This is a genomic window from Novosphingobium sp. 63-713 (assembly GCF_001898925.1).
Taxonomy (GTDB): Bacteria; Pseudomonadota; Alphaproteobacteria; order Sphingomonadales; family Sphingomonadaceae; genus Novosphingobium.
In genome coordinates, this window is the sequence record NZ_MKVS01000023.1 from 79717 (window position 1) to 92576 (window position 12860).

A 12860-nucleotide genomic window follows, 5' to 3' on the forward strand; every position below is an offset into this window, starting at 1 on the left:
TGCCTTTTACATCCCGGAGGCAGGTGGCGCCAACAGCCCCAACCAGGCAACTAAGATAAGAATGGTAACGGCGCAGCCGGTCTCGATTGCGAGGCTGCGGCGGAGCGACCCTATCGCCGAGGAGGTGTTGCCTGTCTCGATCGCCGCCGCGAGCGACGGCGTCAGAAAGTAGCGATTGGCCGCCGCCAGCAACAGCATCAAGCCGAACAGCAGCAGCTTTGCCACCAGCAGCAGGCCATAGAGGCTGGTAAACATGGATCCCAGATTGGAGGGGCCGATCAGTATCCAACTATTGATCAAACCCGACACGATAAGCAGCGCCACGACCACCGATCCGACCTTCGCAAATCCATCCAGCGCGCGGTGCGAGAAGTGAATGTGATCCACCGCCATGCGCGCGGCAGGGCGGAAAACGAGGAGGCAAAGCGCGAACAACGCGCCTACCCAGATGCCAGCTGCCCAGAGATGGATGATATCGGCACCAAGATGGACCCATCCCCGCAAGCCTTCGTCGGCAGCGCCATGCCCCGTCCAGGCCAAGGTCGCCAGAGCGACAGCGGCGGTCGCTGACAGCGACCACAGGGCGAAAGCGGGACGCCGCCAACCGACGATGGAAAAATAGAGCACGAGCAGGAGGGCCGCGACCCGTACCTGCCAGACCGTCCCGATCGCAGTGCCCGATATGAGAAGATTGACCGTGGCGCGGTCTACCTGATCGAGTGGCACGCCCCCCATCGAGGCCGCCAGGACCATCATGCCCAGGATAGATAATACGATACCGGCCAGCGCGATTGTCGCCAACACCGACCGGAAACGCAGGACCGAGCCGGATGCCCGCTCAGTCCCGCGCAACGTGTAGAGGCCGAACATCGGCAACCCGAAGAGGAGCATGAGATCGAGGAAAAGTCCCAGCCTCACTGCGATCGCTATGATGTCCGGCACGGTCTTACTGGACCTTGAAGGTGTAGCTGCCCTGGATGCGATGGGTGTCAGCAGAGACGACGTGATAGTCGACCTTGTAGGTTCCAACCGGCAACGGCTTGGCAAGCGTCGCGACGAGCGTCTTGCCATCGGCGCCCACGGTGGCCTTGACGCCGTTCATCTTCATCGGCGCCATCTTCATGCCTGGCATTTCGGTCATCGTCAGGTCGAGCCCGGAAAATTGTGCGACGAGCGCTTCAGAAAAGACGAGCTGAATTCTGGTCGGGGCGGCGACCACGGCATTTGCGGCAGGGGTGGCGGCATTGAGCTTAGGGTGAGCCTGCGCAGCGGTAGCGGTGAGGACAGACGCCGCCATGGCGACGGCAAAGATTGTTTTACGAAACATCGATTTCTCCATGGGCGGCGAGACTGCCGACACATCGAATTACGCACCACGCGGCGCCACCCCTCATCAGGCGCGCAAGAATTCTGCAAATCAGAACCCCGGCGGGATTTGCGAATGAGATCTGCGCGACAGATGAGGGATCGAAGCTTGCAGTGCGTATGGACAATTGGATGGGTGTGAGAACCACCCGGATCCAAGGGACGCTGCCGCTCGGGAGGAAGCTATGGAGAATGCTAGGACGACTTGGCTGCGCAGGCACTTTCCAAGTGTAGGTTTTATCGCTGCGACAGCGCTGGTCGGCGGCGCGCTAGCGGGGATCGTCGTCTATGTGGGTGCCTATGACATCGGGGCGGATTCGCCGCACACCAAACCGGTCTATTGGCTGATCGAGCAGCTCCGAGATCGTTCCATCGCCGTGCGATCTCGTGATGTGAATGTCCCGGCCAACCTTGGGGACGTGAAGCGGCTGCAGAGCGGGGCGGGGCTCTACACCGAGATGTGCAGCGGCTGCCATCTCGGGCCAGGACTGGAAAAGTCCGAAATCAGCCAGGGACTCTATCCGAGGGCGCCGGAGCTTTCCCGCGAGGAGCAAAGATCGCCAAAGGAGCAATTCTGGATCATCAAGCATGGGGTCAAGCTGACCGCGATGCCAGCTTGGGGTAAGACCCATAGCGACGAACTGATCTGGGATATGGTGGCTTTCGTAAGGCAACTTCCGCGTATGTCACCCGCCCAATATCAGGCGGCAATAGCCAGTGCGCCCGAAGACCATGACGCGATGATGAAGGATATGCCCGGCATGACGAAGACGGCGCCATAGCGTTGCGGCTGCTCCGTCGCTGTTGCTCAGATCTGCCCGCTATGTGCGATGCTTTGACGGACAGGCTGATAGAGGGGAAAGTAAAGAACACGTCCTGGGCCGTTGCCCCGGATTGATTGAGGATTGGACTTTTCGATGGATACCGACCTGGACCGGCTGCTGAGCCGCTTACGCAACGAACCGACGCATCCGGGGCTGATTGGTCTGGAGGATGCTGTGTTCCGACGCATAGCGGCATTGCCGCAGGTTTCGACCGCGTCTCAATTCCGCCTCGGTGCGGTCGCGGCTTTCGGAGCGGTACTGCTGGGTATCGCCAGCAATGGCTTTACGCCGCGTGCCGAGGCGTCGGTCACGCTATCGCCTTTCGGGCCATCAAATCCGCTTGCCCCTTCGACGCTGCTGGTAGGTTCTCAATGAAGCCCAAATTGCTCCTCCTCGTCGCCATCGTCGCCTTTGCATCGGCGGTTGCGGGCGTGTTCCTGGGCCGCTACTTTTTCCCGCAGCCCAAGGCAGCCGGCGTCGAGCTCCACGATGTCTTGCACAGCAAGCTCGATCTGGATGATCGTCAGAAGGCCAAGATCGAGCTGCTAGAGCAGGGTTTCGCCGTGCGTCGGCGCGCGCTGGAGCTTGAACTGCGATCGGACAATGCGCGTCTCGCAGCCGCGATCGAGGTCGAACATGGCGAAGGGCCGCGTGTGACCGCGGCCGTCGATCAGTCGCATCAGGCAATGGGCGAACTGCAAAAGGAAACGCTCGGGCACATCTTCGCCATGCGGCAAATCCTTCGCCCCGATCAGGCCAAGACCTTCGATCAGGCGGTGGTTCATGCGCTCACCGACGATGCACGGTGAGTCTGGATCTCCAGGCGTGTTCGGACGGTGAACTAGCGGCACTGACGCTTGCCGGTCGGCAGTCGGCTTTCGCCGAGATTATGCGTCGGCACCAGACAGCGATATTTCGACTGGTGCGCGGCCTGGTCGGGAATGCCGAGGAAGCACTTGATCTCACGCAGGACTGCTTTGTATCCGCGTTCAGCCATCTGCGGAAATATGATGGTGCGCGTCCGTTGCGCGCCTGGCTATCCCGGATCGCGATTAACAAATGTCGCGATTGGCGCCGCCGCCAGAGGGTGCGGCAGCTCTTCACATTTGGCTCCGCGCCGTCGGATGATGAGATTGAGCAAGTGCCGGATGACGCACCCTCCGCACATGCCAGTGCTGAATCGAAAATAGAGGTGGAGCGACTGTCGGCGGCGATCAGCGCATTGCCTGCCACGTTGCGTGAAGTCCTGATGCTCAGGACCGTCGAAGGGCTCAGTCAATCAGAGGCCGCCAAAGCGCTTTCCGTCAGTAGCAAGGCTGTGGAGACGCGCCTGTATCGCGCGCGCGCGCGCCTCGCAGAAATACTCGCTGAGGAATGAGGGGTGCGCGCTGCTCGCGCGTAAGGATAAAGAGATACCGCGCTTAAGCGTCTTTTCAGACCCAAAGTGCTGCACGTTGAACAAGGAGATATTATGTCCCCCGGATTGAACCGCCGCGACCTTTTCCGCGGCGCTGCGCTGGCCGGCGGTGGCCTCGCATTGTCGGCATGGCTGCCGGCATGGGCTCAACCCATTTCGTCCGGGATTGCCAAGCCACTGCCAACGGTCAGCGGGAACGATATCACGCTCAAGATCGCGCATCAGATGATGATGATCGACGGCCGACAAAGCCATGCCATCGGCATCAATGGCACTGTGCCTGCGCCCCTCATCCGTCTGCGTCAGGGCCAAAACGTCCGCCTGTCGGTGATCAACGATCTCGAGGAAGACAGCTCGATCCACTGGCACGGCCTGCTTTTGCCGTTCCAGTTCGACGGCGTGCCCGGCATCAGCTTCCCCGGCATCAAGCCCAAGTCGACCTTTGTCTATGAGTTCCCCATCGTCCAGGCTGGCACCTATTGGTATCATAGCCATTCGGGGCTGCAGGAGCAGTTAGGTCATTACGGACCGATTGTCATCGACCCGGAAGGCGAGGATCCGATTCAGTCGGATCGAGAGCATGTCATCGTGCTCTCCGACCATAGCCAGATGCATCCGCACGCAATTTTCCGGAAGCTCAAGCAGGTCGGCGGTGGCTATTTCAATTATCAGCGGCAAACGCTGGCCGGTTTGCTGGCCAAGGAAGACCAACCCCTCAAGGACCGACTTGACTGGGGCAATATGCGGATGGATCCGACCGACGTGTCCGATGTCACGGGCTCGACCTATACCTATCTCGTGAATGGGCATGGCCCACGGGACAACTGGACCGCGCTTTTCAAGCCAGGTGAGCGCGTTCGCCTGCGTTTCGTCAATGCCTCCGCGATGACGACGTTCAATGTCCGGATTCCCGGTCTCAAACTTACGGTTGTTCAGGCCGACGGGCTCAATGTCAGGCCGGTCGAGGTCGACGAGTTTCAGATCGCGGTTGCCGAGACCTATGATGTCATCGTTACTCCGACCGATGATCGCGCCTACACGCTGGTCGGTGAATCCGTTGATCGTTCGGGCATGGCACGCGCCACACTGGCTCCGCGTGAAGGCATGACGGCCGAAGTTCCGCCGCTCCGCAAGCGGCCCCTTGCCGATATGAAGGACATGGGCATGGGGGACATGGATATGAGCGGCATGTCCGGCATGGACCACGCAGCAATGGGGCATGACATGTCTGCCGGCGGAGCTGCCGCGGGCGGGATGGCAGGCATGGATATGGGGGCCGGCGCGTCGATGCCAGGCATGCAAAAACCGGCGGATAGTTCCATGGCCAACATGCCCGGAATGGGCAGCGGGTCCGGTGATACAATGGGCGGCATGGCGATGGGCGGAATGGGCGGCATGAACATGCGCGACGCCAGCAAAGCGCCGCAGGTTAAGATGGGACCGGGTGTCCAGACGATCTCGCCCATGCCGATGGATCGCACGGGAGAACCGGGACAGGGTCTCGAAGACGTTGGCCACCGGGTTCTTGTCTATCGCGATCTCATGGCGGTGGAGCGCAACCCCGATGTTCGCGCGCCAGACCGCGCGATGGAAATCCACCTGACCGGGAATATGGAACGCTATATGTGGTCGTTCGATGGGGTGAAGCTCAGTGACAAGCGCGAGCCCATTCCCTTTATCGAAAACGAAAGGGTCCGCGTCACGCTCGTCAATGACACGATGATGTCGCACCCGATCCATCTTCATGGGCATTTCTTCGAGCTGGTGACCGGGCATGGCGAGTATTCGCCGCGCAAACACACCGTCAATGTCGCACCAGGAGGCAAGGTAAGTTTCGACGTCACCGCAGACGCAGTCGGCGACTGGGCGTTTCACTGCCATATGCTCTATCACATGCATGCCGGGATGATGCGCGTCGTCTCTGTCCGTCCCCGGGGAGATGCCGCATGAAGTCGCTTCTCCTTCTGATCGGCGCGGCCCCGCTCGCCTTGGCGACCCCAGTCAGCGCGCAGTCGATGCAGAATATGCCGGGCATGAACATGCCTGCTGCTCAGCCAGCGGCGAAGAAAAAGCCGGTGGCCAAGCCAGCAAGCCAGCCCAGGCGCGCCGCTGCGCCCACGGCTAAGGGCAAGCCTGCCACCCCGAAGCGCCGGGCACCGGCAGCAAAACCCAAGTCGGCGCCGCACGACATGTCGGGCATGGGGGCTATGTCCGGCATGGAGATGCCCGGTGACAAGACGCCTCCAACGGCTGACCCGCATGCCGGCCACGACATGTCCGGCATGCCTGGCATGACCATGCCCGATGGGGCGGGCGGTACGATGAAACACGACATGCCCGGCATGGACATGCAGGCGGCACCCGGCGGTCAGCCGATGCAGCACGATATGTCGTCGATGCCCGGCATGGCGATGGATGGGCCGATGGCAGCCCATGGCGCTGGTGGCACCAGTCTCATGCCCGGCAACGCCCCTGCACCCCAACCTCCTACCGACAACTATGCCGACCGCGTCTACAAAAACGGCGAGATGGCGGCTTCGCGTACCATGCTGCATAAGGAACATGGCGGCTCATCCAGCTCGATGATCCTGTTCAATCTGGCGGAATATCAGGTCCGTAACGGCCGCGACGGCTATCGGTGGGACGGGGAGGCGTGGTTCGGCAAGGATCTCGATCGGCTGGTGGTCAAGACAGAGGGTGAGGGCGTTCTTGCTGGCAGAAGCGGCACCTACATGGAGACCGCAGAAGTTCAGGCGCTCTACAGTCGTGCACTCGACCCTTATTGGAACCTCCAGGCGGGTGTCCGTTACGATTTCAAACCCAACCCATCCCGTACTTATGCGACGATCGGTATCGAGGGGGTGGCGCCTTACTGGTTTGAGACCGAGGCTGCCCTGTTTCTGTCGAACAAAGGCGAGGTGTTGGGGCGGATCGAGGGCTATTATGATCAGCGTATCACGCAACGCCTCATTCTCCAGCCGCGCCTGGAAGTGAACCTTTCAGCACAAAATGTCCCGGAGACGCGGATTGGAGCGGGCATCACGAACGCCGAATTGGGACTGCGTTTGCGTTACGAACTGCGCCGCGAATTTGCCCCCTACATCGGCGTTTCTTACGACCGAAAGTTCGGGCGGACGGCGGACTATGCACGCTCAGACGGAGGGGACGTGAAGGCGGCCAGCTTTGTAATCGGTGTTCGGACCTGGTTCTGAGAAGCGCCAAACTCCGCTTCCACATCGGGGCTAGCCGCGTTCATCGCTGGTTAGCCCTGGTTATCGGCGTCCAGCTGCTGCTTTGGTTTGCGAGCGGTCTTGTCATGAGCCTGTTGCCGATCGAGCGAGTCCGCGGTGAACATCTCGTCGAGCGATCGTCGCCGGCGATATTGGAACAGTCGAGATCGCGCGCGCCGTTGGACCTAGTGTTGCGCGCGGCGACCAGACCCGTGCGTGAAGTCCGATATCGCGCGCTGCTCGGCCGCGAGATTGCGGAGGTCGAGTCTATCGATGGGACGATCTCACTCCACGATGCAGAAACAGGTCGTCGACTTGGTCCCGTGAACGCTGCGATGGCTCGCGCGGTGGCGATACAGGCCTACCGTGGTACGTCGGAGCCGCCGAGCGTGCGCCTGGTTGTGGCGTCGACCCCAGAATTCAAGGGCGTCCTGCCGGCCTGGCGGGTGGACTTCCCTGACCGCGAAGCGACCCGCGTCTATGTTGCCCAGAATAGTGGTCGGATCGTCGCTGTGAGAAATGGAACGTGGCGCCTGTACGATTTCTTCTGGGCGCTCCACATCATGGATTGGAAAAACCACGAAAATTTCAACACGCCGTGGTTGATGGCGTTTGCCGCAGGTGGTCTCGCATTGGCGATCGCGGGTTCGGCACTTTTGTATCTTCGGTGGCCGCGAAAGCGACGCCGCACGGGTTGAATAGTCAAGCAGGATCGGGGCGGGGGCCAAAGGAGACGACCAATGATGAAAAATGCCTATGCGAGCCTCGCCCTGCAGACCTTGGTTGGCGGCGTCATCATGTATCTGGTGATGTTCGTCATGATCGACAGCTTGGGGAGCTTCTACAACAACCTGAATATGCTCTACATGACGCTAATGATGGTGGCGCCCATGGTGGTGCTGATGGTCCTCGCGATGGGCCATATGTTCCCGTCGAAAAAGGCAAACGCGGCCCTTATATTAGGGTCAGTTGCGATATTCGCCGGATCATTTGCCCTCATCCGCACGCAAACAACGATCGGCGATACAGCATTCCTCCGATCGATGATCCCGCATCATTCGGGCGCGATCCTGATGTGCCGCGAGGCCTCCTTGAAGGATCCGGAAATCGTTCGTCTGTGCAGCGGCATCGAGGAATCTCAGCGCCGCGAAATCGATGAAATGAAGGCTATTCTAGCCCGCAAGTAGGCTTCGCGCTCCCGTTCCCGTAAATTTTGTGCCGCCTCACGAGGGAAATGGCGCGCCCATGCGTATTATCAATGCGGGGCGCTGAGGAGAGAATTGTGAAGAAAATAGTCCCCATCATCATCGCTGGATTGGTGGCCGCGCCGGCGATCGCCCAAATGCAGGGCATGGACCATAGCAAGATGGACATGCGCCAGACCATGAACCCCACGCCAGCCAATCCTTACCCGCCTGCAGAAATGGAGATGCATCAGAAGATGATGTCCGCCACGGGCAGCGATGCAACGGAGACCTGGGTGCGCAAGATGATCGAGCATCATCGCGGTGCGATTGCGATGTCACGCATCGTTTTGCGCGACACCAAGGACGCGCAGGTCCGAATGATGGCGAACAAGTCAATCACCGAGCAAACGCGAGAAGTGGGCGAGCTTCAAGGCTTGCTGAGAGCCCACAACAAGCGCGCCCAATAGACCTTTCCTCCCCCGCCCAGGGGCGGGGGAACCAATAAGGGATCGTATGACACTCAAATTTGCCCTCGCTGCGTTCATAGCAGCCTTCTCCGTCGCCAGCGCCGAAGCTGCCCCGATCATCATGCATCGTGACCCTGGTTGCGGTTGCTGCGAACAGTGGGCGGCCCAGGTGCGCAGACAATTTGGACAAAGCGTCAATATCGTCGACGACCAGCAACGCGGCCGCTTTCAACGCGCTCAAGGCGTGCCCGCTGCGCTGGCATCATGCCATACTGCAATTGTCGATGGCATGGTTTTCGAGGGCCACGTTCCCATTGCCGACATGAAGCGCGCGATCGCGAAGCGCCCGAAGGGCGTAAAGGGATTGGCCGTAGCGGGCATGCCGCTGGGTTCTCCGGGGATGGAAGTCCCCGGCCAAAAACCACAACCCTACTCTGTCATCGCCTTCGGATCGGCGGGTCAGACGGTATTTGCCCGACACGGCGGGTGACCATCTCGTTGATCTTTGATGCTACGAGGCGTAATAAATAACGGCTGTGAAACGCGTTTTGCAACTTCTTCTCCTTCTGGGAGCCATGGTTGGCTTGATTGGCCAAGCGGCGGCCTTTGCGTCCGCTCCGCCTGCGATGTCCGCCCCAATGGCCACGTCTGTGCAGGCCGTGGCTGGGATGTCGGAAGACTGCATGAAGATAATGGCACAGCAGCAACAACCTGCTCAGAAGCCTTGCAAGGGCATGACCCTGGAATGCATCGCGGCCATGGGCTGCGTCGTTCCGCTGGCCGTTCGTAATGACGCGCCTATGCTGGAAGCACGCGAAGCCAGTCCAGCTCTGCCCTTCTGGGCAACCATCACTGTCCTGCACGGCAGTGACCTCACTCCCGAACCGGAACCACCGACTCTCCTTGGCTGATCGACACCGGCTGCCAGGCTGACAGGATTCTTGCGTCTATCGCGCATCTGAAAATCCTGTCTGACCCGCGGCTACCACGATATTTTGCCCAAGGATTACAGTCATGAAGAACCGTGTTTTCTATGCCCTGCTGGGCATTGCGCTTGCCGCTCCCGTTGCCGCTTTCGCCGGCGAACCCAACACAAACTCGCAGTCTGGCCATTATGAATGGCGTCAATCGCCAAACTATGGCCCGCGTGCGCCATCTATGAGCCCCCGTCGCGTCTGGGTGCCCGATGCTCCGCAGATGGCGAACTGCAACTGCGACATGATGAAGATGAGCGCGGCGGACTGCATGAAGGAGATGCATAGCATGGCATCGCCTTCGTCGGCTCCCTCGGCCGGCTAGGCACAGCCTCTGGCCGTGTAAGGTCGCATAGACGGCCAGGCCAGCAGTGGCGGCGGGATTGCCCCCATCCCGCCGCCACTGACATGCCTGCCAGAGTGCGCGACGCCGGCCTGATCCTCCGATCAGGAGTTTTCCATGCGATTGTTTGTTTGTCTGCCGCTGCTCGCGGCGATCCCCGGCGTTGCATTCGCTGGTCCCCTCACTTTCGACGCTGCGCTCCAGCGCGCGCGGCAGGAAGCGCCGTCGATCAAGGCCAAGGCGCTCGCCGCCGAGGCCGCTCGTTCCGCTCGTGGCGGCGCCGGATCGCTACCTGATCCGACTCTGGCCGTTGGGCTCGACAGTTTCCCGATCTCGGGGCCATTGGCGTTTGCTCCCGGGCAGGACAATTTGGGGTGACTACACGAAAGTGACGTATCTGCACGCTAAGGGCGAACAAATCCGGTACGATGCCAGCAGATGCTATTCGCAGGCTTTCCTGCCCCTTTTATGGATCACGTCCGTCAATGTGGTGTAAAATCTGGTGTGGCCATTGGGCTGCATTTTCAGGCGGCCTTGGGTGTAATCTGTAGCGGCTGAACCTCCTCGATAATTGGTGTGGCAAGGGCTGCCATGCCCTCGATCTGCATGTAGCGGTGCTGAAGTTGATATTCGTCGTTCTGCTCGAGCAGGACGGCTCCGACGAGGCGGATGATGCTATCCTCGTTGGGAAAGATGCCGACGACATCGGCGCGGCGCTTAACTTCCTTGTTCAGCCGTTCCAGTGGGTTGGTCGAATGCAGCTTGACCCGGTGCTGCTCGGGGAAGGTCATGTAGGCGAGCACATCGTGCTCGGCGGCGTCCATGCAGGCGCCCAGCTTTGGCCAGCGGACACGCAACTGGTCGGCGACCTGGCGCCAGACCTGTGTCGCGGCAGCGTGATCGGGCTGGAGGAAGACCTGACGGATGGCAGCGGCAACCACAGTGTTCTGGCCCTTGGTCACATAGGCCAGCGCATTGCGCATGAAGTGGACGCGGCAGCGCTGCCATGTGGCGCTGAGCACGCGCGTGATCGCCGCCTTGAGGCCCTCGTGGGCATCGGAGATGACCAGCTTCACGCCCGTCAGTCCGCGGCGGGCCAGGTCCTTGAGGAAGTCGGACCAGAAGACCTCAGCCTCGGAAGGGCCGATGTGCAGGCCGACGATCTCGCGCTTGCCCTCGGTGTTGACGGCCACGGCGATTATCGCGGCGACGCTGACGATCCGGCCGCCCTCGCGCACCTTGAGGTAAGTGGGGGCGTTTGCGGGAGGGGGCGAAATCCTACGCTAAGCCCGATCGGGTCTGAGCACGCAAGGCAATGGCCGCCTGTCGAGCTGCGTCAGTAGACGACGCGATTACGTGAGAAAGCGGCTTGAGTTACGGTAAGCAGCGTGTTCGTCACCCGTACACACAGGTTGATTTGGTCTGATGAGCCGAAGGGCTGGGCCAAGCTAACCCTGTAGCAGCCGCTGTCTGCGGCGCCGCCTGTCACAAACAGCCCCGTGCGAGGGTCTATCCGTTCAATGCCTGTGACCTTGGCAACCGTCACGTCGTCTGCAAGGGCGCGTAGATCGGCAGCCGTGCCGCAAGGTTGATGGGAGAAGAAGTCGATCGCACAGGTGACGCGGATAGGGCCACCTCGTCCCATACTATCATGGACCAGCGCCACCGCGATGAGCGCACGTTCGCCATCGAGGGGGCCAAATGTGGGTACGAATTGACGAGTAGTGGGCAGCGCCCGACAACGTTCATCAAACGCTTTGTACTGAGCCGAAATGTCAGCACCAGCGGCCCCGCTGCCGACTTTCTCGCGGGTAAGCGCCCCAAGCCAGCCCACCGTGGTGCGCTGATTCAGGCTGGTGACGGTGCCCTCCTTATCGAAGCTGACATCGACTGCTGTTGCGCGGCAAATACCGAACCAACCGGCCTCGTTAGATGCGGAGGCGCGAGTGTAGAAGGTCAAGGACGTAAGCGGGGGCGGGCCATCGGGATGGGGCTGCGCAGGAGGGCACATCCCGGTACAAACGGGCCAATGTGGCCGCTCGGCATCGACAACGATCGCGCCTGTCGCACCCAAGACGCGGTAAGCCAATTCGGCCAAAGGCAGCGTTTGCGCCTCTTGCGGCAAGAGTGCGGGAGTGGCAGTGAGCAGCAGGGCAGTGATCATTCTCTGGCCTTATCCTTTGTCGGTCCGATAAAAGGCCGTTTAGGGGCATGACTTCGGCGGAAACACCGGCAAGGCACCGGAATTTGATCGCGCGAAGATGACCTGATCGGCCTTCGGCAGTTGTTCCAGGATGGCGATGCTGTTGTCGGGATAGTGCGCCATCGAATCAGCTTGGGCTTGGGCGCGAGCACGCATCGCCAGCACCATTCGATTCTTGTCGAACGGCTCCGCATATGCAGCTTCGGCCAGTTCCTTGTTTGTAGCTCGGATTGCGGCCACGTCAGGCGACACGGTGGTTCTCGCGCGCCGGGTACTATCGATCATGATTTTGATCGCCTTTTCGGAATAACATTGCGTGCGATACTTTTGCGCCATTCTGCCGAGTTCGCTCTCTAGTGCTTCTCCCCCAGTCGGTGGGGGTGGAGGCGCCGGCGGCATCTGATACTGAGCCGCCGCAGCAAAGAGCAGAATAGACATCATGGTCCATAATTCCCGAATAAGAGCCTGAATTCATTCACTGCCATGAAGGATGAATGGAAAAGATGAAGACCTAATTGCCGTCGCTGATCGTTTTATCTTTGGACGCCAACCCCAGGACACGTTTGCCGTAGTCTCTGAGTTCGCCTTTGGGGCCGACATAACGGTAGAGGGTGACACGCTCGATCCCCAGTTCCTTGCACAGATCGGAAACGGACGTGTCGCGCTGGGCCATGGCCGCCTGGGCGAGACGCACCTGCGCCTTGGAAAGGGCGAATTTTCGGCCGCCCTTGCGCCCTCGCGCGCGGGCAGCGGCGAGACCTGGACTTGTAACGGATTTGTGCCGGTCACCTATCTCACTATGCCACCTTGGCCTCGAATGCGAGGGGGCTGATGCCGCCCAGATATGAAT

17 protein-coding genes and 1 pseudogene are annotated in these 12860 nt (G+C 60.5%); 12 read left to right on the plus strand and 6 right to left on the minus strand.

All coding sequences use genetic code 11. The features are described from left to right. Positions 1-6: 6 nt before the first annotated feature. Positions 7-942 carry a copper homeostasis membrane protein CopD gene (gene copD, locus BGP00_RS10585; protein WP_292693519.1) on the minus strand — a complete coding sequence of 312 codons (936 nt, stop codon included), beginning with the start codon at positions 940-942 and terminating at the stop codon, positions 7-9. Between the two features lie 4 nt (positions 943-946). Next, the gene (gene copC, locus BGP00_RS10590) at positions 947-1327 is read right to left on the minus strand and encodes a copper homeostasis periplasmic binding protein CopC (protein ID WP_021243453.1); all 381 of its coding nucleotides are present in this window, start codon (positions 1325-1327) and stop codon (positions 947-949) included. A gap of 223 nt (positions 1328-1550) precedes the next feature. Between copC and BGP00_RS10595 the strand changes: the two genes are divergently transcribed. The 12 genes from BGP00_RS10595 (at position 1551) to BGP00_RS10650 (ending at position 10185) form a co-directional block, all read left to right on the plus strand. Further along, a complete protein-coding gene (locus tag BGP00_RS10595; RefSeq protein ID WP_017502273.1) occupies positions 1551-2147 on the plus strand; it encodes a cytochrome c in 597 nt (198 codons plus the stop codon). Between the two features lie 135 nt (positions 2148-2282). Continuing rightward, on the plus strand, positions 2283-2564 hold the full coding sequence (locus BGP00_RS10600) for a hypothetical protein (protein ID WP_017502274.1): 282 nt from the start codon (positions 2283-2285) through the stop codon (positions 2562-2564). Then, on the plus strand, positions 2561-2998 hold the full coding sequence (locus BGP00_RS10605; RefSeq protein ID WP_031290470.1) for a periplasmic heavy metal sensor: 438 nt from the start codon (positions 2561-2563) through the stop codon (positions 2996-2998). The genes BGP00_RS10600 and BGP00_RS10605 overlap by 4 nt, the downstream gene beginning before the upstream one ends. After that, positions 2995-3567 carry a sigma-70 family RNA polymerase sigma factor gene (locus BGP00_RS10610; protein WP_021243451.1) on the plus strand — a complete coding sequence of 191 codons (573 nt, stop codon included), beginning with the start codon at positions 2995-2997 and terminating at the stop codon, positions 3565-3567. Before BGP00_RS10605 ends, BGP00_RS10610 begins: the two co-directional genes overlap by 4 nt. 93 nt (positions 3568-3660) lie before the next feature. Next, the gene (locus BGP00_RS10615) at positions 3661-5556 is read left to right on the plus strand and encodes a copper resistance system multicopper oxidase (protein WP_292693525.1); all 1896 of its coding nucleotides are present in this window, start codon (positions 3661-3663) and stop codon (positions 5554-5556) included. After that, the gene (locus BGP00_RS10620; protein WP_017502279.1) at positions 5553-6818 is read left to right on the plus strand and encodes a copper resistance protein B; all 1266 of its coding nucleotides are present in this window, start codon (positions 5553-5555) and stop codon (positions 6816-6818) included. The genes BGP00_RS10615 and BGP00_RS10620 overlap by 4 nt, the downstream gene beginning before the upstream one ends. 23 nt (positions 6819-6841) lie before the next feature. Then, entirely contained in the window at positions 6842-7534 is a 693-nt protein-coding gene (locus tag BGP00_RS10625; RefSeq protein ID WP_026109409.1) for a PepSY domain-containing protein, read from the plus strand. 42 nt (positions 7535-7576) lie between these two features. Beyond that, on the plus strand, positions 7577-8023 hold the full coding sequence (locus tag BGP00_RS10630) for a DUF305 domain-containing protein (protein ID WP_017502281.1): 447 nt from the start codon (positions 7577-7579) through the stop codon (positions 8021-8023). Between the two features lie 71 nt (positions 8024-8094). Next, entirely contained in the window at positions 8095-8490 is a 396-nt protein-coding gene (locus tag BGP00_RS10635; RefSeq protein ID WP_292693529.1) for a DUF305 domain-containing protein, read from the plus strand. Between the two features lie 46 nt (positions 8491-8536). Next, positions 8537-8980 carry a DUF411 domain-containing protein gene (locus BGP00_RS10640; protein ID WP_017502283.1) on the plus strand — a complete coding sequence of 148 codons (444 nt, stop codon included), beginning with the start codon at positions 8537-8539 and terminating at the stop codon, positions 8978-8980. 46 nt (positions 8981-9026) lie between these two features. After that, positions 9027-9401 carry a hypothetical protein gene (locus BGP00_RS10645; RefSeq protein WP_017502284.1) on the plus strand — a complete coding sequence of 125 codons (375 nt, stop codon included), beginning with the start codon at positions 9027-9029 and terminating at the stop codon, positions 9399-9401. A 523-nt stretch (positions 9402-9924) separates the two neighbouring features. Beyond that, a complete protein-coding gene (locus BGP00_RS10650; RefSeq protein WP_292693537.1) occupies positions 9925-10185 on the plus strand; it encodes a hypothetical protein in 261 nt (86 codons plus the stop codon). 146 nt (positions 10186-10331) lie between these two features. Here the strand turns inward: BGP00_RS10650 and BGP00_RS10655 are convergent. The 4 genes and pseudogenes from BGP00_RS10655 to BGP00_RS10670 all read right to left on the minus strand — a co-directional run. Continuing rightward, positions 10332-11057, minus strand: a pseudogene (locus tag BGP00_RS10655) (IS256 family transposase); the annotation flags it as partial. 86 nt (positions 11058-11143) lie between these two features. Beyond that, a complete protein-coding gene (locus tag BGP00_RS10660) occupies positions 11144-11971 on the minus strand; it encodes a hypothetical protein (RefSeq protein ID WP_292693540.1) in 828 nt (275 codons plus the stop codon). A gap of 39 nt (positions 11972-12010) precedes the next feature. Continuing rightward, positions 12011-12451, minus strand: coding sequence for a hypothetical protein (locus BGP00_RS10665; protein WP_292693543.1), 441 nt, complete (start codon positions 12449-12451; stop codon positions 12011-12013). A gap of 70 nt (positions 12452-12521) precedes the next feature. Further along, positions 12522-12860, minus strand: a 339-nt coding sequence (locus tag BGP00_RS10670; protein ID WP_292925748.1) for a helix-turn-helix domain-containing protein, incomplete at its 5' end; no start/stop codon positions are given.